This window comes from Streptomyces sp. NPDC001941 (assembly GCF_040296945.1).
Lineage (GTDB): Bacteria > Actinomycetota > Actinomycetes > Streptomycetales > Streptomycetaceae > Streptomyces.
Genome location: NZ_JBEOYE010000015.1, coordinates 61,202 through 83,792, shown reverse-complemented (window position 1 = coordinate 83,792; position 22,591 = coordinate 61,202). Strand labels below are relative to the sequence as shown.

The 22,591-nt window shown below is 72.7% G+C and carries 23 protein-coding genes and 2 pseudogenes; 17 read left to right on the top strand and 8 right to left on the bottom strand.

Going from position 1 to position 22,591, the window contains the following annotated elements; genetic code table 11:
• Nucleotides 1-9: 9 nt before the first annotated feature.
• The gene (locus ABT160_RS13950) at nucleotides 10-861 is read right to left on the bottom strand and encodes a helix-turn-helix domain-containing protein (protein WP_351647197.1); all 852 of its coding nucleotides are present in this window, start codon (nucleotides 859-861) and stop codon (nucleotides 10-12) included.
• Between the two features lie 287 nt (nucleotides 862-1,148).
• Between ABT160_RS13950 and ABT160_RS13945 the strand changes: the two genes are divergently transcribed.
• Entirely contained in the window at nucleotides 1,149-1,625 is a 477-nt protein-coding gene (locus ABT160_RS13945) for an ATP-binding protein (RefSeq protein WP_351647195.1), read from the top strand.
• A complete protein-coding gene (locus tag ABT160_RS13940; protein WP_351647193.1) occupies nucleotides 1,622-1,858 on the top strand; it encodes a hypothetical protein in 237 nt (78 codons plus the stop codon). Before ABT160_RS13945 ends, ABT160_RS13940 begins: the two co-directional genes overlap by 4 nt.
• Nucleotides 1,859-1,962: 104 nt before the next feature.
• Here the strand turns inward: ABT160_RS13940 and ABT160_RS13935 are convergent, their stop codons facing one another.
• Nucleotides 1,963-2,349: a hypothetical protein gene (locus ABT160_RS13935; RefSeq protein WP_351647191.1), complete on the bottom strand. Its 387-nt coding sequence runs from the start codon at nucleotides 2,347-2,349 to the stop codon at nucleotides 1,963-1,965.
• 248 nt (nucleotides 2,350-2,597) lie between these two features.
• Here ABT160_RS13935 and ABT160_RS13930 point away from each other — a divergent pair, with 248 nt between their 5' ends.
• Nucleotides 2,598-3,563, top strand: coding sequence for a GlxA family transcriptional regulator (locus ABT160_RS13930; RefSeq protein ID WP_351647189.1), 966 nt, complete (start codon nucleotides 2,598-2,600; stop codon nucleotides 3,561-3,563).
• A 196-nt stretch (nucleotides 3,564-3,759) separates the two neighbouring features.
• A complete protein-coding gene (gap, locus tag ABT160_RS13925; protein WP_351647187.1) occupies nucleotides 3,760-4,758 on the top strand; it encodes a type I glyceraldehyde-3-phosphate dehydrogenase in 999 nt (332 codons plus the stop codon).
• A 91-nt stretch (nucleotides 4,759-4,849) separates the two neighbouring features.
• On the opposite strand, the gene ABT160_RS13920 is transcribed toward gap, so the two are convergent.
• A complete protein-coding gene (locus tag ABT160_RS13920; protein WP_351647185.1) occupies nucleotides 4,850-5,803 on the bottom strand; it encodes a homocysteine S-methyltransferase family protein in 954 nt (317 codons plus the stop codon).
• A 302-nt stretch (nucleotides 5,804-6,105) separates the two neighbouring features.
• Here ABT160_RS13920 and ABT160_RS13915 point away from each other — a divergent pair.
• From ABT160_RS13915 to ABT160_RS13870, 10 genes and pseudogenes are all read left to right on the top strand, one after another.
• Nucleotides 6,106-7,263: pseudogene (locus ABT160_RS13915) on the top strand (metal-dependent hydrolase family protein); the annotation flags it as partial.
• A 184-nt stretch (nucleotides 7,264-7,447) separates the two neighbouring features.
• Nucleotides 7,448-8,662, top strand: coding sequence for an oxygenase MpaB family protein (locus tag ABT160_RS13910; protein ID WP_351647183.1), 1,215 nt, complete (start codon nucleotides 7,448-7,450; stop codon nucleotides 8,660-8,662).
• 32 nt (nucleotides 8,663-8,694) lie between these two features.
• A complete protein-coding gene (locus ABT160_RS13905; RefSeq protein ID WP_351647181.1) occupies nucleotides 8,695-9,162 on the top strand; it encodes a MarR family winged helix-turn-helix transcriptional regulator in 468 nt (155 codons plus the stop codon).
• Nucleotides 9,163-9,256: 94 nt separating this feature from the next.
• Entirely contained in the window at nucleotides 9,257-11,197 is a 1,941-nt protein-coding gene (locus ABT160_RS13900) for an MFS transporter (protein WP_351647179.1), read from the top strand.
• Nucleotides 11,194-11,742, top strand: a pseudogene (locus tag ABT160_RS13895) (isochorismatase family protein); the annotation flags it as partial. The gene ABT160_RS13900 and the pseudogene ABT160_RS13895, both read left to right, overlap by 4 nt.
• A gap of 98 nt (nucleotides 11,743-11,840) precedes the next feature.
• Nucleotides 11,841-12,416 (top strand): YbhB/YbcL family Raf kinase inhibitor-like protein, encoded by a 576-nt coding sequence (locus ABT160_RS13890; protein WP_351647177.1) that lies wholly within the window; start codon nucleotides 11,841-11,843, stop codon nucleotides 12,414-12,416.
• Between the two features lie 216 nt (nucleotides 12,417-12,632).
• Nucleotides 12,633-13,214: a hypothetical protein gene (locus ABT160_RS13885; protein ID WP_351647176.1), complete on the top strand. Its 582-nt coding sequence runs from the start codon at nucleotides 12,633-12,635 to the stop codon at nucleotides 13,212-13,214.
• 278 nt (nucleotides 13,215-13,492) lie between these two features.
• On the top strand, nucleotides 13,493-13,732 hold the full coding sequence (locus tag ABT160_RS13880; RefSeq protein WP_351647174.1) for a hypothetical protein: 240 nt from the start codon (nucleotides 13,493-13,495) through the stop codon (nucleotides 13,730-13,732).
• A 201-nt stretch (nucleotides 13,733-13,933) separates the two neighbouring features.
• Nucleotides 13,934-14,920, top strand: coding sequence for a Crp/Fnr family transcriptional regulator (locus tag ABT160_RS13875; RefSeq protein WP_351647172.1), 987 nt, complete (start codon nucleotides 13,934-13,936; stop codon nucleotides 14,918-14,920).
• A gap of 110 nt (nucleotides 14,921-15,030) precedes the next feature.
• Nucleotides 15,031-15,465, top strand: a complete 435-nt coding sequence (locus ABT160_RS13870; RefSeq protein ID WP_351647170.1) for a cystatin domain-containing protein — start codon at nucleotides 15,031-15,033, stop codon at nucleotides 15,463-15,465.
• 16 nt (nucleotides 15,466-15,481) lie between these two features.
• Here the strand turns inward: ABT160_RS13870 and ABT160_RS13865 are convergent, their stop codons facing one another.
• The 5 genes from ABT160_RS13865 to ABT160_RS13845 all read right to left on the bottom strand — a co-directional run bounded on the left by ABT160_RS13865 (nucleotide 15,482) and on the right by ABT160_RS13845 (nucleotide 19,397).
• Nucleotides 15,482-16,471 carry an NAD-dependent epimerase/dehydratase family protein gene (locus ABT160_RS13865; protein ID WP_351647168.1) on the bottom strand — a complete coding sequence of 330 codons (990 nt, stop codon included), beginning with the start codon at nucleotides 16,469-16,471 and terminating at the stop codon, nucleotides 15,482-15,484.
• A 267-nt stretch (nucleotides 16,472-16,738) separates the two neighbouring features.
• A complete protein-coding gene (locus tag ABT160_RS13860) occupies nucleotides 16,739-17,086 on the bottom strand; it encodes a PAS domain S-box protein (protein ID WP_351647166.1) in 348 nt (115 codons plus the stop codon).
• 100 nt (nucleotides 17,087-17,186) lie between these two features.
• The gene (locus tag ABT160_RS13855) at nucleotides 17,187-17,564 is read right to left on the bottom strand and encodes a DoxX family protein (protein ID WP_351647164.1); all 378 of its coding nucleotides are present in this window, start codon (nucleotides 17,562-17,564) and stop codon (nucleotides 17,187-17,189) included.
• Between the two features lie 327 nt (nucleotides 17,565-17,891).
• Complete coding sequence (locus ABT160_RS13850) at nucleotides 17,892-18,302, bottom strand: restriction endonuclease (protein ID WP_351647163.1); 411 nt, start codon at nucleotides 18,300-18,302, stop codon at nucleotides 17,892-17,894.
• A 231-nt stretch (nucleotides 18,303-18,533) separates the two neighbouring features.
• The gene (locus ABT160_RS13845) at nucleotides 18,534-19,397 is read right to left on the bottom strand and encodes an NmrA family NAD(P)-binding protein (protein WP_351647161.1); all 864 of its coding nucleotides are present in this window, start codon (nucleotides 19,395-19,397) and stop codon (nucleotides 18,534-18,536) included.
• A 135-nt stretch (nucleotides 19,398-19,532) separates the two neighbouring features.
• Here ABT160_RS13845 and ABT160_RS13840 point away from each other — a divergent pair, with 135 nt between their 5' ends.
• The 3 genes from ABT160_RS13840 to ABT160_RS13830 all read left to right on the top strand — a co-directional run bounded on the left by ABT160_RS13840 (nucleotide 19,533) and on the right by ABT160_RS13830 (nucleotide 22,419).
• Nucleotides 19,533-20,288 (top strand): TetR/AcrR family transcriptional regulator, encoded by a 756-nt coding sequence (locus tag ABT160_RS13840; protein WP_351647159.1) that lies wholly within the window; start codon nucleotides 19,533-19,535, stop codon nucleotides 20,286-20,288.
• A gap of 389 nt (nucleotides 20,289-20,677) precedes the next feature.
• The gene (locus ABT160_RS13835) at nucleotides 20,678-20,986 is read left to right on the top strand and encodes a hypothetical protein (RefSeq protein ID WP_351647157.1); all 309 of its coding nucleotides are present in this window, start codon (nucleotides 20,678-20,680) and stop codon (nucleotides 20,984-20,986) included.
• A gap of 188 nt (nucleotides 20,987-21,174) precedes the next feature.
• Nucleotides 21,175-22,419: a hypothetical protein gene (locus ABT160_RS13830; RefSeq protein ID WP_351647155.1), complete on the top strand. Its 1,245-nt coding sequence runs from the start codon at nucleotides 21,175-21,177 to the stop codon at nucleotides 22,417-22,419.
• Nucleotides 22,420-22,591 lie beyond the last annotated feature (172 nt).

The window sequence follows — 22,591 nt, the reverse complement described above, 5'->3', positions numbered from 1 at the left end:
GGTTCGTCCTTAGAGTTGCTTGGCGATGCCGCTGATGAACTCCCGCGAGGCGGCCGGGTCCAGCGAGAGTTCGTGCGCCTCGTCCAGGATCGTACGGTAGTTCTTGAGCGTGATCTCGGAGTCGATGAACGTGCCGCCCATCGGCAGGTCCAGGTGGATGGTGTCCAGTTGCTCGACCGGACCGCGCGCGTACACCACCGATGTTCCGGCGTTGGGGAATCCGCCCGCCGAGAACGGGATCACGCGCACGTCGACGTTGTCCCTCTCCGCGACGTCGAGCAGGTAGTCGAGTTGGGCGCCCGCCACCTTGGGGCCGCCGAACTGCATCCTGAGCGCCGCCTCGTGAATCATGAAGACGCAGTCCGGAGCGGGGGCGCGGTCGAGGACGTCCCTGCGGCGCAAGCGGTGCGACAGGCGCTGGCGGAGGGCTTGGGGGCTGAGCCGCGGCACCGCGTGGCTGAAGACCGCGCGGGCGTAGTCCTCGGTCTGGGCCAGGCCGGGGATGTGGGTGATCTGGAGGTAGCGGAAGCTGACGGAGTGGTGCTCCAGTTCCGCGAGGTCCAGTGCACTGGCGCCGAGGGTGTCGCGGTACTCCTCCCACCATCCTCGGTGGCGTTCCTCGGCCATGGCGACCAGGGCGTTCACGTACGCCTCGTCAGACTCCTGGTAGACGGTCGCGAGTGTGCGGACGCGTTCCTCGCTCACGCCGATCCGGCCGGCTTCTATCCCGCTCATCGTCGTGCGGTCGGTGCGCACCATCGCGGCCGCCTCGTTGGACGACAGCCCTGCGTGCTCGCGCATCTTGCGCAGCTCGGTACCGAGCCGCTGCTGTCGTGCAGTTGGAGCCTTACGAGGTGGCATCGAACCTCCCAGTCCGTCAGTGATCAGTCTGGCCCGTCGCCATCCCGGGGTCCACCACGTTCCACAATGTTTCCTATTTGAGGTTCACATGTGAACCGGCTGCCCTATCGTCGACAGCGCACCGCGCCCCACGGCACCCCGAAGTGCAGCAGCCCGCGCACGCCCATCCGCGTGCCCGGGCGGGTCCGGGCCACGGCGATGTCCGTGCGGCGCACGAGCGTTGGGAGACGACCCACATGACCACCACCGCCTTACCGCCCCGCCCACCGACCCCACCCGGAGGTGACGTGCAGACCTACCTGTCGTGCACCCCCAATGCCCCGTCCAGCGTGCGCGTATGCCGCGACTGGCTCGCCGCCGTCTGCGTCGCGGCCGACCACCGCGAACTCGTCGACCGGGCCCGCCTCTGCATCTCCGAACTCGCCACCAACGTCCTCCACCACACCGCCGAGCGGCACCTCCGCGTCGAAGTCACCAGCACCCGCGCCGGGATCCGCGTCGAAGTGCGCGACGACGCCGCGCACCAGCGTCCCAGGCCGTCCGAACCCAGCCCGGACGACACCGGAGGGCGGGGCCTGCTCCTCGTCGACCAACTCGCCACCCGTTGGGGCTCCTTCCTGCACGAAGAAGGCCAGACCGGCGCGCAGCACCTCAAGACCGTCTGGTTCGAGCTCACCCCTGACTTCACCCCTGAGCCGACCGAGGGAGCCCAGGCCCCCGACACGGCGGCGACTCCCGGCCCGCCCGCGCGGGGCCGCCCGTGAACCCCGCCCACCTCTGGACGGTCTTCCTCTGCGGCGTCAGCCTCATCCTCGGCGCGGGCACCTTCGCCCTGTGGACCCTGGGCGCCGAGCGCATCGTGCGCGAACCCCTGTACGGGCGGACCCTCGACCCGTACCGCTGCACCTGCCGTGGACACCCCGTCGACGTCCTGCTCGCCGTGGCCCCCGCCCCGGCCCCCGCCGCGCGGCACCGCAGACGCACACCCCGTGAGTGAGGTCCCCGCACCCGGCACCCCGTACCCAACCCCAACACCCACCCCGCCAGGCCCCCTGGCGCACCCCGCCAGGGGCCCCGGTCGCTTCCCCCGTGCGCGCTCCCTCAGGCCGCGGCCACCGGGGCGTACGTCAGGTCGTCGCACGCGCATCCGGTGCGGGTGCACGGGACCCTGCGGTCGTCCGTCACCCGGGCCGCGTGCCGTATCGCCGAGCAGCCGCACACGCAGCGGTACGCCGCGTTCGGCACCCCCGCCTCCGCCGCCCGCTGGTGCCGCTCGGCCAGGGCGTCCGCCACGGCGGCCTCGCGGTCGCACCAGCGGGCCGCCTGGTCCAGCTCGGCGGGGGTCAGCGCGTCCGCCTCCAGTGCGTCCAGGCTGACCGCGGCGAGCGCGGCCGCCAGGTGCGGGTGGGCGGCGGCGTGCGCGACGATCACGCGAAGGGCCGCCGCCTGTTCCTCGTAGAACCCGGGATCGGGTCGGTTCGTCTCCATACCCGCAGTGTGGGGGTGGGGTCTGACAATGGACCTCGGTGTCGCCCGCGAACCCGGGTCCGGGCCGGAAGCCGCCCGCCCTTTCGTCGACGCCATCAACCCCGAGTCCACGGCGCCCCGTTGGCCACCAGGCCGCTCACGCCTGCCCGGGCCGGGCGCCGCCGCCATGGCGAGTACTCGACAGACTCCGGCCCCAGCCGCCGGTCCCGCTCCCGCCCCGCACCCCTCACCCCGCATACCCTCGTCCCGTGCCAGCCGCTTCCTCCTCCGCCCTCCACCGCGTCGCCGTCCTCGTCCTCGAGGGCGCGAAGCCCCTCGACGTCGGCATCCCCGCGCAGGTCTTCACGACCCGCGCGAGCATGCCGTACGAAGTGCGCGTCTGCGGCGCCACCCCCGGTCTGGTCACCGGTGGCGACGGGCTCGCCTACAGCGTCGCCCACGGCCTGGACGCCCTCGCGTGGGCCGACATCGTCTTCATCCCCGGCTACCGCCACCCCGACCGCGAGGACCCGCCCCCGGCCGTCGTCGACGCGCTCGTCGCCGCCCACGGCCGGGGCGCCCGGCTCGCCGCGATCTCGACCGGTGCCTTCGCGCTCGCCGCCACGGGGCTGCTCGACGGCCGGCGCGCCACGACGCACTGGCACTACACGCGCGCCCTGATGGCCAGGCACCCGCTCGTCCAGGTCGACGAGAACGTGCTGTTCGTCGACGAGGGCAGCGTGCTCACCTCCGCGGGCGCCGCCTCCGGCATCGACCTGTGCCTGCACATCCTGCGCGGCGACCTCGGGGTCGCCGCGGCCAACCACGCGGCCCGACGCCTGGTCGCCGCCCCCTACCGCAGCGGCGGGCAGGCCCAGTACGTGCCGCGCAGCGTCCCTGAACCGCTCGGCGAACGGTTCGCCGCCACCCGCGAGTGGGCCCTGCACCGGCTCGGCGAGCCCCTCACCCTCGACGTCCTGGCGCGCCAGGCCGAGGTCTCGGCCCGCACCTTCTCCCGCCGCTTCGTCGAGGAGACCGGCTACACCCCGATGCAGTGGGTGATGCGCGCCCGCATCGACCTCGCCCGCGAACTGCTCGAACGCTCGCAGCGCAGCGTCGAGCAGATCGCCGCCGACATCGGCCTGGGCACCGGCGCCAACCTGCGCCTGCACTTCCAGCGCATCCTGGGCACCACCCCGACCGAGTACCGGCGGACCTTCACCCGGGGTGAGTGAGCCGCCCGAAGCGCTCGCCCGCCTGTGGGATGGGCTCAGCACCTGCCCGCTCAGCACTCGCCCGGTCAGCACCCGCCCCGCGCCGGGCACTCTTCCCTCCCCTGATGGCGGGATCCTTTTGAACCATGGCGATCCCGCCACTGTCGACGGCGCTCCCCACGGTCCAATCTTGGTGGCGAGGGAAGGGACACCACTCATGACTCGCATCGCCATCAACGGTTTCGGCCGCATCGGACGCAATGTGCTGCGCGCGCTCCTGGAGCGAGACAGCTCCCTGGAGGTCGTCGCCGTCAACGACCTGACCGAGCCCGCCGCCCTGGCCCGCCTGCTCGCCTTCGACAGCACGTCCGGGCGGCTCGGGCGCCCGGTGAGCGTCGAGGGCGACACCCTCGTCGTCGACGGCCGTCGCATCAAGGTCCTCGCCGAGCGCGAGCCGGCGCAGCTGCCGTGGGCCGAGCTCGACGTGGACGTCGTCCTGGAGTCCACCGGCCGCTTCACCTCCGCCAAGGCCGCCCGCGCCCACCTCGACGCGGGCGCGAAGAAGGTCCTCGTCAGCGCGCCCTCGGACGGCGCGGACGTCACCCTCGCCTTCGGCGTCAACACCGACGCGTACGACCCGGCCCTGCACACCGTCGTGTCCAGCGCGTCCTGCACCACCAACGCGCTCGCGCCGCTGGCCGCCGTCCTCGACGAACTCGCCGGCATCGAGCACGGGTTCATGACGACGGTGCACGCCTACACGCAGGAGCAGAACCTCCAGGACGGCCCGCACCGCGACCCGCGCCGCGCCCGTGCCGCCGGCGTCAACATCGTGCCGACCACGACCGGCGCCGCCAAGGCGATCGGCCTGGTACTGCCCAACCTGGACGGCAAGCTGTCCGGCGACTCCATCCGCGTACCCGTCCCGGTCGGTTCGATCGTCGAGCTGAACACGACGGTCGCCCGTGACGTGACCCGCGAGGAGATCCTCGCCGCCTACCGCACGGCGGCGGAAGGCCCGCTGGCCGGCGTCCTGGAGTACTCGGACGACCCGCTGGTCTCCTCGGACATCACCGGCAACCCCGCCTCGTCGATCTTCGACTCGGCCCTCACCCGCGTCGACGGCCGCCACGTCAAGGTGGTCGCCTGGTACGACAACGAGTGGGGCTTCTCCAACCGCGTGATCGACACCCTGGAGTTCCTCGCCACGGCCTGACGGCGCGAGGCACTCCCCCCAGACAACCGGACGCTCCGGCCGACCCCACCCCGACCCCAGGGGCCGGCCGGAGCGTCCGGTGAATCGTTTCTCAGGGCGCGCCGTTCCCGGCGGCGCCCGACACCCCCCACAGCGCGGCCACGTGCCGGGCGTCCGTCCCGCAACAGCCGCCGAGCACCTCCAGCCGGGGGAGCAGGGCGGCCAGTCGCGCGTGCTCCCCGGCCAGCTCCCCGGGTGACCCCTCGTCGAGTTCGGTGGCCTCGTCGAGTTCGGCGTGGCTCTTGGCCGAGGCGTTGTAGCGCAGGCCCCTGATGCGGGCGCGCCAGTCCCCGGGGGTCTCCAGGGCCCGGCGCACGTGCCGCGGATGGGCGCAGTTGACGAGGAAGTGGGACGGCGCGGCGATCTCGTCGACGATCTCCACGGCCTCGGCGAGCAGGGTGCCCGAAGGCAGTCGCCCGTCCGTCTCCACGGTGAAGGACACCGCCACCTGCAGCCCCGCCTCGTCGGCCGCGCGCACGATGCCGACGGCCTCCTCCGCGTACGTGAGGGTGTACGCGCACACCATGTCCGCGCCCGCGTCGGCGAACGCCCTTATCTGCGGCCGGTGGTACGAGGCCGCCTCCTCGACGGTCATCGTGGCGTCGGCCGCGTACCCGTCCCCGCGCGGTCCCACCATCCCGGCCACGACGACCGGTCCCGTGTCGACGGCGAAGCGGTCGCGCAGCGTGCCCAGGAAGGCGATGGCGTCGCGGTTCACGCGCGCGAGAGCGGCGTCGTCGTACCCCAGGGGCGGGCCCCAGTCCGGGTGCGCCCGCCAGGTCGGGGCCTCCAGCATCAGCCCCGCGCCCGCCGCCCGGGCGACGGTCGCGTAACCGGCGTAGTAGCCGGTCAGCAGCTGTCTGCCGCGCCCGCCGTCGAGGAGCGGGAACGCCGCGAAGTGGGGGAGGTCCACGCCGCGGTGGAAGATCAGGTCGGTCTCCATGCCGCCGTCGGTGACCATGCGGCGGCCGGTCGCCCCCGGCCCGCCGTTCGTGTGCCGTGCCATGGCGCCTCCTCGGCCGGGAACGCTCCTGCCGAACGCCCTTGCTTCGGGTGTAGCAGAAGACGCGGCCGAGGGCACCGGCGTACGGGAGCGGTACCGCGCCCGTACGCCGGTGACCGCTCGGCTCCCGGCGTCCCGTCCCACGGGCCGCCCCAAGGTGCCTTCATCCAGCTCCCGGCACCCGTCCTGCGGCGCTTCCGCTCGGCTCCCGGCGGCCATCCCGTGGCGCCTCCGCTCAGCTCCCGGCGTCCGTCCCGCGCCGCCTCCGCTCCGCCGTCCACGCCGTCGAGTCCTGGCTGTAGCGCATCGACGGCGGGCGCATCGTCCAGGTCGGCGGAGAGGTGCCGCAGGGCGCCCGCGTCCACGAGGCGTCCGGAGCCACGCTGCTGCCCGGGCTGATCGACGCCCACGTGCACACCAACCCGGACGCGCTCGCGCTCGCCCTCCGCTTCGGCGTCACCACCGAACTGGAGATGCAGGGCACCCACACCCGCGACAACCGCGCCCGGATCACCGAGGACGACACGGTCGCGGACGTACGGTCGTCGGGGTTCGGGATCACCCCGCCGGGCGGACACCCCAGCGAACTGTTCCCCGAGGGCTTCCGCCCCGGTCCGCCGCCCGGTGCGGGCGGGCACGCGGGACCGGCGCCCCTGATGCCGTTCTCCTCGACGCCCGAGGAGGCGGTCGCGTTCATCCCGCAGCTGGTCGAGCGGGGCTCCGACTACATCAAGTTCATGGTCGACGACGGCACGGTCGAAGGGCACCCGGGCCTGCCCGTCCTCGACCAGGTCACGCTGAACGCCGGTGTGGCCGAGGCCAAGCGGCACGGCATGCTCACCGTCGCCCACGCGCTGACCGTGGACGCCACCCGGATGGCGATCGAGGCGGGGATTGACGGCCTGGCCCACCTGTTCATGGACCGGCCCCACACCGACGAGGTCATCGCCCTGATCAAGGACGCGGGCGCGTTCGTCGTCCCCTGCGTCGTCCTCAACGCCTCGATGATGGGCATCACCGGCGCCGATCTCGCCGACGACCCCCGCGTCGCCGGGCGCCTCGACCCCGAGTGGGACAAGGCCCTGCGCTCCTGCTTCGGCCACTACCCGCAGGGCGACATCGACGACGTACTGGCCTCGGTGAAGGCGCTGAGCGACGCGGGGGTCGACCTGCTCGCCGGTACGGACGTCTCGATGCCGCTGCCGTTCCTGGGCGGCCTCGCGCACGGCGCCAGCGTCCATCACGAGCTCCAGTACCTGGTCCGCGCCGGCCTCACCCCGGTCCAGGCCCTGCGCGCGGCCACCTCGACCACGGCGCGCCGCTTCGGGCTCGACGACCGCGGCAAGGTCGCGGAGGGCCTGCGCGCGGACCTGCTCCTGGTGGACGGGGACCCGACGGCCACGATCTCGGACACGCTCAACACGCGGGCGGTGTGGCGGAGGGGGGCGTTGCTGGGGGAGTGAGGGGCGGGAGGCGTCACGTGCGTCCCCTCCGGTCCGGAAGCGTCACGCGGGTCCCCTCCGGAGGCGTTGCGCCCCGCCCTTCGGGAGGCGTCACACCCCGCCCTTCGGGAGGCGGCGGTGCGCGAGCGGTGATATCCACATTCAGTAATCGCATGATCGCATTGAGTGTGGACTGGAGAACGGCGTGCGCGTTTCCCCCGTGCTGTCCCTGACGCTGGCCGCGAGCCTGGGCCTGGCGCCCGTCGCCGCGCACGCCGCCTCGCCGCCGGACGTGACCGCGGTCGCGGCGAAGGCCGCCGAGCCGGGCCCGCAGGACCTCGAACGCCTCAAGCAGGTCGGGGACGCCGAGGCCAACGCGGTCGTGGACGACCTCTTCGCGCGCGGCCAGGTCGCGAAGGTCAACCAGCTGCTCACCCGGTGGAAGACCAACGGCCAGCCGCTGCCCGAGGGGCTCCCGCCGAAGCTGGCGTCCTTCCTGGAGTCGGCGCGGAAGCTGCCCGCGTGGGTGGACCCGGCGGCGCTGGAGCGGGCGCAGCGGTACGCGTCCCAGCGCCATGTACCGCTCGTGCTCACGGCGGTCGCCACGGCGACCGACCACATCCGCCACCCCGGGTCGGCCGCGGTCCTGGCCGGGGCGGTCGAGGGCGACCAGATGCCGCTCATGGTCGCCAAGGTCGGCAAAGTGCTGGAGTCCCAGGGCCGCCCCGGCGCGTTCGGCCCCACCGGTACGGCGGTGGTGCTCTGGCTCAAGACGCGGCTGGTGCACGCCGCCCTCAACCACCTCCTGCTGAACTCGGGCCACTGGGACACCGCGCGCTTCGGCGTCCCGTTCAGCCAGTACGCGCTGCTGGCGGACTGGGGCGCCTTCTTCCCGTACGTCCTGGGCGTCCTGGAGCGCGTCGACATCCCGATGACCGCCCAGCAGGAAGCGGACTTCATCCACATGGGGAGGGTGGCCGGTCACCTGCTGGGCGTGGCGAACGTGCCTACGAACCCGGCCGAGGCCCGTCGTGTCCACCGGCTGTTCGAGGCCGAGTACGCCAAAGCCACTGAGGACGGCGCCGCCGTGATGGCGGCCACGGTCGGCGCGGTGGCCGCTCGCACCCCGCTGCCCGACATCACCAAGCCGCTGCTGTCGAGCATGATCCGCTTCATGATCGGCCCGCGCGAGGCCGACCAGCTCCGGCTCCCGAAGAGCCCCTTCTGGGACGGCGTCGTGGGCCGTGGCCTGCCCGTGCTCCTGGGGCTCCAGGCGAAGGTCGCCGACACCGGCGTGCCCATGGGCGTCCTCAACGAACTCGTCGACGCCGCGTCCAACGCCGTCCTGGCGGCCGGACGCTCCCCGGAACTCCTCCTGCCGACCACCCTGGCCGCCCCCGGGGGCCGCACCGGCAATTAACTAAGGCAGACTTATAAGGTAGCCTTAGCAATATGAACGATGAGCTGGGCGCCCCGGGTCCTCCGGGCCCGCCCGACACCGACCGGATCGCCGCCGACCTCCTGGCCGGCTTCGGTCTGCTGGCGCGGCGGGTGCGCCAGGTCCCGATCAAGGAAGGGCTCTCCATCCCCGAGCGGAGCGCCCTGTCCTGCCTCGACCGCTCCGGGCCCACCACCGCCGCGGAGCTGGCCCGCGAGGTCCAGATCACCGCACAGGCCATGGGTGCCACGCTCACCGCGCTGCGCGACCGGGGCCTGGTGGAGCGGCGGCGCGATCCCGACGACGGACGGCGCATGGTCCTCTCGGTGACCGACGCGGGGCAGCGGGCCCTGGAGAACAAGCGCAACGAGCGGACCGAACTCCTCTCCGGGGTCCTGCGCGGCGGCGCCTTCAGCCGGACCGAACTGGAGCAACTCGCCGCAGCCGCACCGCTCCTGGAGCGGCTGGCCAAGCACATCTGACGGGCCATCAAGGGCTTCCCGGCGCGTCCCGGCGCGTCCCGGCGCGCGCCGAGGTGCCCACCCACCGACGAGGATGCGGGGCGAACAAGAGGCGATGAAGATCCCTCCCCCGGCGCGCACCGCGCGCCGCCCGGAACCTGGCGACGACCGCTACAAGTGGACCGCGCTCACCAACACCACCGCCGCCGTCTTCATGTCCGCGCTGGACGGCTCCATCGTCCTGATCTCGCTCCCGGCGATCTTCCGGGGCATCCACCTCGACCCGCTCGCACCGGGCAACATCGCCTATCTGCTGTGGATGATCATGGGGTACCGGCTGGTCCAGGCCGTCCTCGTGGTCACGGTGGGCCGCCTGGGCGACATGTACGGCAGGGTACGGATCTACAACAGCGGGTTCGCCGTCTTCACCTTCGCGTCCGTCCTGCTGTCCTTCGACCCCTTCGACGGCGGACGCGCGGCGGTCTGGCTCATCGTCTGGCGCCTGCTCCAGGCCGTCGGCGGGTCCATGCTGACCGCGAACTCCGCCGCCATCCTCACCGACGCCTTCCCCCAGGAACAGCGCGGCTTCGCGCTCGGCATCAACCAAGTCGCCGCCCTGGCAGGCATGTTCATCGGGCTGGTCGCGGGCGGACTGCTGGCGGCCTGGGACTGGCGGGCGGTCTTCTGGGTCAACGTACCCGTCGGGGTGTTCTTCACCGTGTGGGCCTACCGCACCCTGCGCGAGACCGGCCGGCGGGGCGGCGGCCGGATCGACTGGTGGGGCAACATCACCTTCGCGGTGGGCCTCAGCGCCGTACTCGTCGCTGTCACCTTCGGGCTCCAGCCGCACGGCGGCCACACCATGGGCTGGACCAACCCGCTCGTCGAGGTGCTGCTCGTCGGGGGAGTGGGCCTGCTGGTGGCCTTCGTCGCCGTCGAACGGCGCGTACGGGCGCCGATGATCGACCTCGGCCTGTTCCGCCAACGCGCCTTCACCTTCGGCAACCTGGCGGGACTCGCGATCTCCATCGGCCGGGGCGGACTCCAGTTCGTCCTCGTCATCTGGCTGCAGGGCATCTGGCTCCCGCTGCACGGCTACGCCTACGACGACACCCCGCTGTGGGCGGGCGTCTTCCTGCTGCCGCTGACCGCGGGCTTCCTGGCCGCAGGACCCGTCTCCGGGTACCTCTCGGACAGGATGGGCTCGCGGGGCCTCGCGACGGGCGGAGCACTGCTCTTCGGGGCGAGCTTCCTGGGGCTGATGGCCCTTCCGATCGACTTCGACTACTGGGCCTTCGCCCTGCTGATCGCGCTGAACGGGATAGCGAGCGGCATGTTCGCGTCCCCCAACTCTTCCTCGATCATGGGCAGTGTGCCCGCGCGGCTGCGCGGGGTCGCCTCGGGGATGCGCGCCACGTTCCAGAACTCGGGCACCGCCGTGTCCATCGGGGTGTTCTTCTCGCTGATGATCGCCGGACTGGCCGGGAGCCTCCCGCAGACGCTCACCGCGGGACTCCAGGCCCAGGGCGTACCGGCCTCCGCCGCCGCCGAGGCGGCGGGCCTGCCGCCGGTGGCATCGCTGTTCGCCGCGCAGCTCGGCGTCAACCCGGTCGAGCACCTGATCCGGCCCACCGGCGCCCTGGAACACCTGACGGCGGCGCAGCAACAGGTGCTGACCGGCGGGGAGTTCTTCCCGGGCCTGATAGCGGGGCCCTTCCACTCCGGGCTCGTCATCGTGTTCGCCTTCGCGGCGACCCTCGCCTTCCTCGCCGCACTCGCGTCCCTGATGCGGGGGCGCGGTACGGGACCGACGGTGGGGCTCCCGGCCCCCCGGGGCCTCGCCGAGGGTGCGGACGTCCCCGACGGCACGGACGCCCCCGACCGCGACGGTCGGGACCACGTGCAGAAGGGCCCGGACCGGCTACCGGACGACCCGGACCACCAGGACGAACAGGCCCGCCGGGACCCCCAAGACCACCACAACCACCGGGATCCCCAAGACCACCAGAACCACCGGCACCACCCGGACCAACGACTCGAGAAACCAGCACCATGACACTCACCGCGATCGACCCCAAGCCCGCACTGGTCGTCATCGACCTGCAGAAGGGCATCGTCGCCGCCCACCCCGACAGCCGCACCGCCGAGGCAGTCCAGCAGTCGGCCCGCCTCGCGTCCGCGTTCCGGCGGCACGGCCTCCCCGTGGTCCTCGTCAACGTGACCGGCCGCGCGCCGGGCCGTACGGAGACGACGCGCACGGCGGCAGCGGGCGGCGGCGCGCTCCCGCCCGACTGGGCGGACCTCGTCGACGAACTCGACGTCCAGCGGGGCGACCACCTCGTGAGCAAGCGGCGGCGCAGCGCCTTCCACGACACCGGACTCGACACCCTGCTGCGGGACCTCGGCGTGACCCAGGTCGTGCTCGCGGGCATCGCGACCAGCTCGGGGGTCGAGTCGACGGCCCGTTCCGCCGCCGACCACGGCTACCACGTCGTCCTCGCCGTCGACGCCATGAGCGATCCGGACGCCGAGTGCCATCGGCACAGCGTGGAGCGCGTCTTCCCGAAGCTCGGCGAGACCGCCACCACCTCCGCGGTGATCGCACGTACGGAGGCCATGATCACCGACACCCAAGACACCCAAGACACCAAGCACACCACGCACACCACGCACACCACGCACACCACGGAGACAACGCGATGACCCTGCTCGGCCGACTCCTCGCCAACAGCCGTGCGGACGAGACCCGCGCCGCCTGGCACCTGCCCAACCTCCAGGGCCCCGACCTGCTGACGGTCAGCAGCGAGGACTTCACCGACGGCGGCCCGATGCCCAAGGAGCACAGCGAGAAGCGCACCGGAGGCGGCAACCTCTCGCCCCACCTGGCGTGGACCGCGCCGCCCGCCGGGACGGCCCAGCTCCTGCTGGTCATGGAGGACCTCGACATCCCCCTGAGCAAGACGCCCGTCGTGCACACCGCCGCGCTGATCGACCCGACGACCGACCACCTCGCGCAGGGTGCCCTGGATGCCGAACACCCGGGCGTCGGGGTCCAGTTGATGCGTTCCACAATCGGCCGCGGCTACCACGGCCCCGGCCCCGTCAAGGGCCATGGCCCGCACCGCTACGTCTTCCAGCTGTTCGCCCTGGCCACCCCGCTGACCGCGCTGCCCGACGGCACCCCGGTGGCACGGGTGCGCCCCCGCAAGCTGCTGCCCGCCGTCACGGCGCAGGTCCTCGGCCGGGGGAGGCTGACGGGCACGTACGAACGCTGAGAGCGCGTACGCACATCGACGGCGGCAGCGAGCCGAGCCCGGCCGGGCGGGCGTACGCGTACCCGTACGACCGGCGTGTGCGCGTACGTCCCCCGGAATCCGGTGCCCCGGGACGCCGCTACGGACGACTCATCAGCGTCCCATCCGCCGGATGATCGAGCACCGGAGTCAGGAAAGTCACGTACGTCCGCGCGCCGCGCGTGCGACGGTTGAAGCATGGGCCCTTCACGGACGTACCGCGTGTACCGCACCCACGACCTGGACGACGCCTTGGCGAAGGCCCGGCGGCTGCGCGACCTGCTGCGGTTCCGGGAGGAGGAAGTCGTCGTCGACGGCACGGTGACCAGGGTCGACGCGCTCCAGCGGGTGCGCGGCCCCGCCGCCACCGCGCTGTTCTCCATGGTGCGCCCTCCCGACAGCCGCGGCGTCCACCTCTGGGAGTCGGAACTGCCGCACAGCCAGCCCGAGTTGCGGCGGCTGCTCCCGCTGGAGTTCTCGGCGGGCATCCCGGACGGCCCCCAGGTGGACGAACTCGCCCACGCCCTCGGCCGCTGCCCCGGCTCCCTACGGTGGATCGGACTCTGGCCCGACGAGCCGGAACTCGACGCCTACGGCGACCCGGGGTACGACGCGGTGGAGGTCGCGGTCAACGCGGAGGTCCCGCTCGCGACGACGGCCGCCCCCGGCGTGCACACCCTGCACGTGCGCGTCGCCCAGCACGGCCACCTCGGCTGCGCCCGCAGGCTGGCCGCACTGGTCGGCGGCGCCGTGGCCCAGGAGCACGCCTGGGGGCGGTGAGCGCCCGGAACGGTGCCCCAGGCTCCCAGGATGACCGCAGCCCTACGCACAACGCATGACGCCCCGGCTACAGAAGTCTGAACTTCCCTGTCTTTACCCGTGGTTGACGCAGTTCGCGCACGGACGACTCTGTACAGCGCGCTTGTCCTCCGGTGAATATGAGCACGGCGCATGCCTGCACGCCGTTCCGATTCCCTCGTGGGTTCTCCTGACGAGGGCGCCCCGTCAGGAGCTGACGGTCTCGACACCCCGGTGTCGAGGAGTGCGAGGAGATCGGATTGGACGAGGAGGAGGGTCCCCGCGGCGGTGGCGAGACGCACCGCGGCCGGGAGCGCGCCCCGGGGTGTGACCACCTCGGGATCAACAACACGGTCCGCCCCCACGGTTGGTGGCCTCTGGTCCGCACCGTACTGGAGGCGCTCGAAGCGGGGTTCGTGCTCACGCAGCACGACGCCCTCGCGGCGGGCACGAGGGCGGTCGTGATCACAGGGAACCTGGCCTTCGGCCCACGAAGCTAGAAGAAGCCAGGAACACAGGGTGGGTTCGGCGCGCCAACGCCGGGCCCACCCAACTCGCGCGCTTCATCGGGACGTGACAGTCCTTCACCCGGGCGAAGCGCATTCATAGGAGGCTACGGCCCCCGGGCCGACCGGACACGGCAACATTGCGGACTTCGGCCGCCTGATGGAACATGACGGAGCCCACGGGAGAGGAGGGGCGTGAGCACGACCGACGAACTGGCCGAGGCGCTGCTGGCGCTGCACCGCGACGCCGGCTCCCCTTCCTACCGGGACATCGAGGCCAGGACCGAGCCGCGGGTCAGTCGCACCACGCTCTCGGACATGTTCGCCGCCCGCCGCCTGCCCCGTCTGGAGACGCTCCTGTCGGTCGTGCGCGCCCTCGGAGGAGCGGACGAACCGTACCGCGTGCTGTGGACCGAGGCGCGACGGCAACTCACCGAAGAACGGGCCGAGTCGAGCCCCGAGCCGGACGCGGTACCGTCCGGTCCGGGCGCGGAGCGAGTCGCTTCCAGGACCTCGGGGCACGCCCGTCACGCGCCGGTCGTCCGGGACGACGGGCGGTCACCGCTGGTCACGCGCCTCGTCGAGAAGGGAGTGCCGCGCGTCTACTCCGCGGGAGAAATCCTGCTCAGGCAGGGGGAGCGCGGCGGGGTCGTCCACGTCCTCCTGAGCGGATTCGTGTCGGAGGAAGCGGTCACGGACCGGGGGGACCGCGCGCTGCTCGGCTTCGCCGGCCCCGGGGACGTCGTCCCGCTCGACTTCATGGCGGGACTGGAGGCGCTCTTCTCGGCGGTGGCCAGGACGGAGGTCCTGACGCGTGTGGTGCCGGTCTCCACCGCGGCGCAGCTGATCGGCAGCGACCCGGCGGTGTCGGCGGACCTGCTGCGGCGGCTGGTGGCCAACCTGCGGACGCGCGACCGGCGGCGGAGCCTGCGGGGCACGGCGAGCGCCGTGCTCGCCCAGGTGCTCCGCGTGCTGGTCGACCGCTACGGCGATCCCGCCGGGACCCTGCCCTTCCCGCTGAGCCAGTCGGACCTGGCCGCTCTCTGCGGTACGTCCGAGCGCTCCGTCCACGCGGCACTCAACGCGCTGCGATCCGAAGGAGTGCTGGTCAGTGGCTACCGGAGGATCCGGATCCTCGACCGCGACGCCCTGGACGAGGTCGCCGACGGCCCGCACTGGTAGCGGCGGCACGCGGCCTTCACCCACATGGCGCAGTGCGCCGCCCGAGGGCCGTCCGGACGCGCTTGAGTGGAGGAGACAGTGAACCGCCCCACCCGGAAGGACCCGCCCCCGTGAAGAACCACCTGGCCCTCGCCCTGGCGTTCGGCGCCTGTGCGCTCGTGCCCCTGGCCTCCTCGGCCGTCCCGGCCGCCGCCGCTTCCGGCGGGGCCCCGGTCCCGGTCTGCGCCGGAGTGGGACCCGTCGAGCCGAGCCCGCCCCTCCCCGGCGGCCTGTCGGCGATGGACCCGGCCGGTACGGAGGCGCAGCGGCTCCTTGCCCGCTACCTCGGGCAGTACAACGCGGCCAACGGCCCCGACTTCAGGCCCACTTGTGTACGGGCCGCGAGCACGCAGGTCGTCGCCGGGACGGTGTTCCGGTTCGAGCTTGACGGCACCTGGGACGGCGCCGACCACGCACCCGCGGCCCCCGGCCGGTACACCCTGAAGGCCTTCCAGAGGCTGGACGGCGCCGCCGAGGTGACCCTGGAGCGCTCGGCCGGGAGCTGAGGAGCCTGAGGAGCGGTTACGCGCCCAGCGCCCGCAGCAACTCCTCCTCCCTGCCCCGGCTCAGCCCCGCCTTCCGCTCGCGCGCGAAACCCTGCTCCCGCTCCCAGGCCAGTACGTCGGCGATCAGTTCCGCGCGCGGGCGGTGCCGCAGCCCCGCCGCCTCGGCCGCCGCGCCGCTGCGGGCCGACCAGCCCTCCCAGCCGGGTTCGAGCAGCCACATCGGCAGCGACTCCGGGCCCATGAACCCGGCCACGCCCTGGTCGAGCAGCCACCGCTCGTCGGCGCGCACGACGGGACCGGTGTGCCCCGCCACCTTCCGCACCAGCTCGATCCACTCGCCGAACGGCACGACGGGACCGACCGTGTCGTACGTGCCCGTGGTCCCCGCCCCCGCCGAGTCCAGGATCCAGGACACCAGGTCCCGCACGTCCACCACCTGCGTGGGCGCGCTATCGGCGTCCGGCACGAGCAGCGGGCCGAGCGGGTCCCGCGCGGCGCGCGCCGGCCAGTACCCGGAGCGGTCGCTGACGTCTCCGGGCCCCCCGATCAGCCCGGCCCGCGCGATCAGCAGACGGTCGCCGACCGCCTCGCGCGAGGCCACCTCGCAGGCGACCTTCGCCTCGCCGTACAGGCCGCGGTCCACCCGCTCCTCCGCCGTCGGCTCCAGAGTCGCACCCGACTCGTCGGCGCCGACGGTGGCGTGCGAGGCGTAGGCGTTGCACGACGACACGTACGTCCAGTGGCCGGCCCGCCCGCCGAGCGCGGCCAACGCGCCGCGTACGAAGGCGGGTTGCCAGGACACCTCGACCACGACGTCCCACGTGCGGTCGAGCAACTCCTCGTACGCCGAGTCCGACGCACGATCCGCGGCCACCAGCCGCGCCCCCGGCGCGACCTCCCCGCTCTCGCCCCGCGCCAGGCACGTCACCGCGTGCCCGCGCTCCACCGCCTGCCGGGCAACTTCCCGGCCCAGCCACGCCGTTCCACCCAGAACCAGAGTCTCCATGCGGCCACCTCAGCAAATCCCGGCAGCGAGCACCAGTGATCTACGCCGTGGGCGAATCCGCCGAAGGTGAACGGGGCTGTGCTCCCCGGGCGTCGGGGCCGGATGCCCGCTCGGTCGCCGCATCAGGGAGAGCCGGGTGCTCACCTTGGCGTGGGCGGCCGGACGCGCGGCGCGCCGCGCGTACTCGTCCCGCACAGGCCCTAACCCTCGCGGCGGAGCCGCCCGTCAGGCTTCGGGCCCCGGGCCCCGGGCCTCGGGCCGCAGGACTCAGGACGCGAGGCCGACCCCGGTGGTGCCCTCGCTGCTGAAGACGGCCAGGGCGCCCAGGGCCGTACCGAGCGCGTCGCTGAGGACGATCAGCCGGACCGGGCTCGTGAGGGTCCTGCCGTCGGAGTGGAGGGCGGGGACGTCCAGGACGACCTCGCTCAGGGCCGGGTCCTCCATGGCCCTGGAGTACCCGGCGCTGTGGGCCGCGCGGTGTTCCTCGGGGACGATCAGTTCCACGGACCGGCCCACCGCGTCCTTGGCGCTGTGCCCGAAGAGGAGTTCCGCACCGGGGGACCACTGGGTGATGATTCCGTGCACGTCGGCGGTGACGTAAGCGTGATAAACCATGCCGGAATCGTATGAAAGTACCTGTCGGGGCGGAGTGAGGACGCAGCGGCGCGGACCGCCGGTCCACCCGATGGAGCACCGGCGCCCCGCTTCCGTCCGCTCAGGCGTCGCCCTGCCGCCGCGCCACGCTCAGGGCCCACAACACCAGCGGCGCCTGGAGCGGGAGGCGCGCCAGCGCCGCCGCCTTCTGCGGGGCCGGGCGGTCGCGCCAGTCGGCGGCCATCTGCACGTTCGCCGGGAACACCGCGACGAAGAAACCGGCCGCTGCCAGCGCCGCCTTGCGCCGGGTGCGCGGCAGCGCGATCCCGGCGGCCAGGGCCAGCTCCACGGCCCCGCTGGCGTAGGTCCAGGCGCGCGGCGACCCGGGCAGGGCGCGGGGGACGATCGCGTCGAACTGCTTCGGCACGGCGGCGTGCGCGGCGGCCGCCCCGGCGAGGAGCCCGGCGAGGTAGAGGGGGGAGCGAGAGGACAGTGACATGGCGCCTCCGTGGATGGTCCCGGACTCGGGCGGTCCGGGTGGCCCCGGACCGGTGCGTCATGCGTGGTCCGGGGCGTACGCCCGTCACATTACTCCACGGTAAGTTGGGCGGGGCGGCCTCATCGGGTCGTGTGCGCACCGCCGTTCACGGGTGAGTCCGACGCCTGGTCCTCGTCGTCCTCGTCGGGGGCGTGCCTGTGCCGTGCCTGTGCGCGTGCGTCAGTGACAGCCGTACCCGGTAGCCGTCTTACCGGGTCCGGCTGTCTCCGGGGCCGGGCAGCCCGCTGGGGCCGGTCCGGCCCCAGTACTGGGGGGCGCGTGGTACGGCTAGAAGCGCCGGCCGCCGTTGCCGTCGGCTCTCGTGCGGCCGGGGGCCAGGTGGTCGAGGCGCTGGTACAGGGCCTGGATCAGGCGGGCCTGGTGCTGGACGCCGTGAAGGGTGCCCCGGGACGGCTGGGAGAGGCGGCTCTCGGCCTCGCTGAGGACGATCCGGCTGATGTGGCCGCGCCTGTCGTCCTTCCCCAACTGGTCCACGCGGTGGCGGAGTTCGGCGGCGACCACGTGCGCGGCGCCGCTCAGGAGCAGGCCCATCTGTTCGTAGTCGGCGGGGTGGAGGGGAGCGGTGTCCTGCCAGGAGAGCACTGCCCGGACGAGTCGTTCGTGGGTGGGCCGGTCGGGAGGCAGGTCGCCCTCGGCGAGACCCGCGCGGTCGTGGACCACCGTATGGATGTCGTTCATGGCGCGCAGGACCTTTCGTGCCGGGCGTGGCGGTTCCGCATCGCTCGCGGCGCCGGATGACGGGACGTGCCCACCTACGTACGTGCCCGAGGGGTCCATCTGTTCGTGCCGCGAACAACTCTGTAGCTGAGCTTGACCGCCTCCAGCCACCGCGCCAACTCGCATCGATCGCGCACTGTTTGGCGACGTGTCCGATCCGATCCCGGCCGCGGCCGGTGCCGTCCGGACGAGTCAGCTCTTGGACAGCTGCTCGCGCAGTACGTCGGCCATGGTGCGGGGCTCGCGGCCGATCAGGGTCGCCAGTGTAGGGTCGACGGCCGAGAACTCGCCCGCGCGGGCGGCCGCGAAGATGCCGAGCAACTGGTCGGCGCGCTCCAACGGAAGTCCCTGGCCCACCAGTTGGTCGCGGAAGTCGTCGTCGCGCACGACCGTCCTCGTCATGGTCCGGCCCGTCACCTCGCTCGCGACCGCGGCGATCTCCTCGAAGGTGAGCGTCCCGCCGGCGGTGAGGGGCGGCGTGGGGCCTTCGAAGCGCCCCTCGTCGGCCAGCACGGCCGCCGCCGCGTCGGCGAGGTCGTCGTGCGCGGTCCAGGCGACGGGCCCGTCGGCGGGCAGTTCGAGGCGCCCGGAGTCGAGGGCGTGGCCGAGGAAGTGGGCGCCGCTGGCGGCGTAGAAGCCGTTGCGGAGGGAGGTGAACGGTACGCCGCCGGCCCGCAGCGCGTCCTCGGTGGCCGCGTGGTCGCGGCACGCCTCGAAGCGGGAGGTCGCGCTCGCGCCCATCTGGCTGGTGTAGAGGATGCGGCGGGCGCCCGCCGCCACGGCCGCGTCGATGGCGGTCCGGTGCTGGCTGACGCACTCCTCGCCCATCTTGTCGACGGAAACGATCAGGACCTGCGAGGCGCCCTCGAAGGCGTGGGCGAGGCCGCGGGCGTCGGTGAAGCTCCCCTGGCGTACGCGTACCCCCTGGTCGGCGAGGGCCTTCGCCTTCTGCGGATCGCGGACGCTGACGCCGACCTGCCCGGCCGGTACGCGGGTGAGCAGGCTCTCGACGATGCGGCGGCCCAGCTGTCCGGTGGCTCCGGTGATGATGATCATGGTGTGCTCCAGTTCCTGTTTCTGTGGGTTTCCGCGCGTATCCGCGCGTTCCCGTGCACAGCTGATTCCAGTGATACTGCTGCAACGGTAACACTGATAATAACGATGGAATCATGAGAGCGGTATCATCGATTCATGCCTTCACGACGTCCACGTGCCGCAGGCGGCGACGACAGTCCCGCCGCCAAGCCCGATACCGCGCCCCCGGCCCGGGAGCAGACCCGGCAGCGGGTGATCGAGGCAGCCATCGGCCTCCTGACGAGTGGAGGGCGCGAGGCGGTCACCACCCGCGCGGTCGCCGACGCGGCGGGCCTGCAGCCGCCGGCCATCTACCGGCTGTTCGGCGACAAGGACGGGCTGCTCGACGCGGTCGCCGAGCACGGCTTCGTGGCGTTCCTCGCCACCAAGCACGTCGACCCCGACCCCCGGGACCCGATCGAGGACCTCAGGGGCGGCTGGGACATCGCGGTCGAGTTCGGCCTGGCGAACCCCGCGCTGTTCACGCTGATGTACACCGAGCCCGCCCGGACCGACTCGGCCGCGTTCGAAGCCGGGATGGAGATCCTGATGGGCCGCATCCGCCGCCTCGCGGCGGGCGGCTGGCTGCGCGTCGACGAGGACCTGGCGGCACAAATCATCCACGCGACGGCGCGCGGCGCGGTGCTCACCTGGCTGTCCCTGCGCGAAGACCGGCGCAACCCGGCCCTGCTGACGACACTGCGCGAGTCGATGGTCACCGCCGTCACCAACGAGCGCCCTGCGGTACGGGACGCGGGCCCGGCGGGAGCGGCCTGCGCGCTGCGCGCCGTACTGCCGGATCAGACGAAGCTGAGCGGCGCGGAACAGCAGTTGCTGACGGAGTGGCTGAACCGGCTTGCGGCTGAGGGCTGAGGAGTGAGGGCGGAGGGGTGAGGGTTGCGGCTGGGGGCTGGGGACCGGCCTGTTAGCTCGCCTTTACGGGGCGTGGCGTAAGTCCCCCTACTTTCTGCAACATTCGCACGGGTGCGTCCGTGTCATCGGCGGCTGCGCTCACCCCTACCCCCTGGGGGTTAGGGGTTCGAGGCGTACCCTCGGCGCTCCCCAACTGGCTTGCGACGGGGTGGACCTGGCCCGGAGTGCCCGCGTCCCGCCTTCGTGGCGCGATCCGGACAGCGACTGTCGCTGATGGTGATAGCTGAGCGTTGTTCATGTATTTCCGATACATGCCCTAAATCTCTTCATGGCTAGGTTTCTCGACGTCAGAGCAAGACAGCGAACACCGACGTCACTTGGAGCCATCCATGAACATCAGCAAGCGCATCGCCGTCGTCGCCGCCACCGTCGCGGGCGCCACGCTCGCCCTGGGCGGCGTGTCCATGGCGGCCAGCCCGGCGCCCGTCCTCGACGCCAAGCCCTCCGTGGCCCAGGCCAAGCACTCCACGACGGTGAAGAAGGCGATCGACCTGACCGCGGCCGAGAAGGCCGGGACGGCCAAGAAGGCCAAGAAGGCCGACAAGAAGGTCGCCGAGGTCAGCAAGGCCAGCACCGTCAAGAAGGCCGCCAAGACCGGCAACGCCAAGACGGCGATGAAGGTCAAGCCGGTCGGCTGAACCGTCCCCCACTGAGCACAGCAGACCCGAAGCGGGGCCGCGAGGAACGCCGGTCACTGGCTCTCGCCCGGGGCAGGGGTCACTGACTCCTGCCCTGGGGCGGCGGGCGCTGCCCCTCTGGACCGACGCGTGCTCGGCACAAGCACCTTGAGGACCGAGCACGTCGCATAGAGCAGAAGGACGCTTACATGGCAAAGCACGCACGCACGCGCGTGAAACCGATGAAGAAGATCGTCGCTGTCTCCGGTATCGCGGCGGCCACGATCATCCCGGGAGCGGGCTCCGCGTTCGCCGACAGCCCGGCACCCGCGCCGGTGGAGCGGGCGGACGGGGCCGACACGGCGAAGGGTTCCGCGAACGGTACGGTGCAGGGCTCCGCGAACGGCACAGCGAGGGGGTCCGCGCAGGGCACGGTGCAGGGTTCCGCGAACGGGACCGCGAAGGGCTCCGCGAGCGGGACGTCCGGTGCTGTCGAGTCGGGCAGCAAGAAGACCGGCCAGCGTGGCGTGGACGACAGCCGCCAGAAGCGGGCGGGCGAGACCGCCGACGGCAGCCGTGGCGGCGCCGTCGCGAGCGGCGAGGGCAGGGCCAAGGAGAAGCCGCGGCAGCAGTCGTCTCAGGCCGACCGCGAGTCCACGGCCGCCGCCGCCAAGCGGCAGGCCATGGAACAGCTCAAGCGGTGGGGCGCGCAGCTCGGTGTGAAGCAGGTGGACGTGCGGGGCGGCAAGCCCGTGTTCGCGTACACCGATCAGCTTGCTGAGCTGATGCGGGCTGGTGTGACGTGTGTGACGTCGGCGGACGGCACGGTCGCTCTGAAGTTCCGTGGTGAGACGGTCGGCTTCATAGCGAAGAAGCCTGCGGTTCGAGACGCCTCGGGCGTACGGACCCCCGTCGCGCAGAAGGCCGAGGGATCCACGGCAGCGCTGAAGGATCACGCGCGGACCGCCCACAAGGTCGACAAGGCGGCCGAGGCCAAGGAGGCCAAGCAGGCCAAGCAGGCGAAGAAGGCCCAGAAGGCCCAGAAGGTCGCCGCCGAGTGTGACTGCCTCGCCGTCGACAACACCGACCACAAGACGGACTGCAAGACGCGCGAGCCCGCACCGACGCAGGCTTCCAGCACGAAGGCGCCCGCCGGCCAGAAGGCCGAGAACGTCGCCGTGAAGCCCGGCGTGAAGACCGGTACGAAGGTTGGCGTGGCGACCGGCGTGAAGGCCGGCGCCCCGAAGGCGTCGCCCGTGCAGCCCACCACCCCGAAGCCCGCGGCCGCGCAGGGTGCCACGCCCAAGGGCGGCGTGAACGCCGGTGCCGAGCTCGCCGCCACCGGCGGCAACAGCAGCCAGATGGCCTGGGCCGGCGTCGCCGGCATGGGGCTGCTGGGCGCGGGCGGGACCTCGATGCTGGTGGCCCGCAAGCGCACCGCGAACGGTTCCTGACACCACCCCGGCTGTGCACCGCGGCCGGTGCTGACCGGACCCGGCCCCGGTGACCATCGGCGTGGGTGGGGTGGGGGGCAACCGGTGGGAAGAACCCCCCCAAAGCCCCCGCGGGTGGGGGGGGGGGCGGCGGAGGGCCCGGGGTTGGCCGCCATGGGGGGGGGCCGGGTGT

What these genes read in the sequence shown, in the direction of transcription:
- ABT160_RS13830 (WP_351647155.1), top strand. Translation starts at nt 21,175, where the DNA reads ATGGCAAAGCACGCACGCACGCGCGTGAAACCGATGAAGAAGATCGTC.
- ABT160_RS13855 (WP_351647164.1), bottom strand. Translation starts at nt 17,564, where the DNA reads ATGTCACTGTCCTCTCGCTCCCCCCTCTACCTCGCCGGGCTCCTCGCC.
- ABT160_RS13935 (WP_351647191.1), bottom strand. Translation starts at nt 2,349, where the DNA reads ATGGAGACGAACCGACCCGATCCCGGGTTCTACGAGGAACAGGCGGCG.
- ABT160_RS13900 (WP_351647179.1), top strand. Translation starts at nt 9,257, where the DNA reads ATGAAGATCCCTCCCCCGGCGCGCACCGCGCGCCGCCCGGAACCTGGC.
- ABT160_RS13840 (WP_351647159.1), top strand. Translation starts at nt 19,533, where the DNA reads ATGCCTTCACGACGTCCACGTGCCGCAGGCGGCGACGACAGTCCCGCC.
- ABT160_RS13905 (WP_351647181.1), top strand. Translation starts at nt 8,695, where the DNA reads ATGAACGATGAGCTGGGCGCCCCGGGTCCTCCGGGCCCGCCCGACACC.
- ABT160_RS13885 (WP_351647176.1), top strand. Translation starts at nt 12,633, where the DNA reads ATGGGCCCTTCACGGACGTACCGCGTGTACCGCACCCACGACCTGGAC.
- ABT160_RS13850 (WP_351647163.1), bottom strand. Translation starts at nt 18,302, where the DNA reads ATGAACGACATCCATACGGTGGTCCACGACCGCGCGGGTCTCGCCGAG.
- ABT160_RS13845 (WP_351647161.1), bottom strand. Translation starts at nt 19,397, where the DNA reads ATGATCATCATCACCGGAGCCACCGGACAGCTGGGCCGCCGCATCGTC.
- ABT160_RS13860 (WP_351647166.1), bottom strand. Translation starts at nt 17,086, where the DNA reads ATGGTTTATCACGCTTACGTCACCGCCGACGTGCACGGAATCATCACC.
- ABT160_RS13950 (WP_351647197.1), bottom strand. Translation starts at nt 861, where the DNA reads ATGCCACCTCGTAAGGCTCCAACTGCACGACAGCAGCGGCTCGGTACC.
- gap (WP_351647187.1), top strand. Translation starts at nt 3,760, where the DNA reads ATGACTCGCATCGCCATCAACGGTTTCGGCCGCATCGGACGCAATGTG.
- ABT160_RS13890 (WP_351647177.1), top strand. Translation starts at nt 11,841, where the DNA reads ATGACCCTGCTCGGCCGACTCCTCGCCAACAGCCGTGCGGACGAGACC.
- ABT160_RS13920 (WP_351647185.1), bottom strand. Translation starts at nt 5,803, where the DNA reads ATGGCACGGCACACGAACGGCGGGCCGGGGGCGACCGGCCGCCGCATG.
- ABT160_RS13835 (WP_351647157.1), top strand. Translation starts at nt 20,678, where the DNA reads ATGAACATCAGCAAGCGCATCGCCGTCGTCGCCGCCACCGTCGCGGGC.
- ABT160_RS13865 (WP_351647168.1), bottom strand. Translation starts at nt 16,471, where the DNA reads ATGGAGACTCTGGTTCTGGGTGGAACGGCGTGGCTGGGCCGGGAAGTT.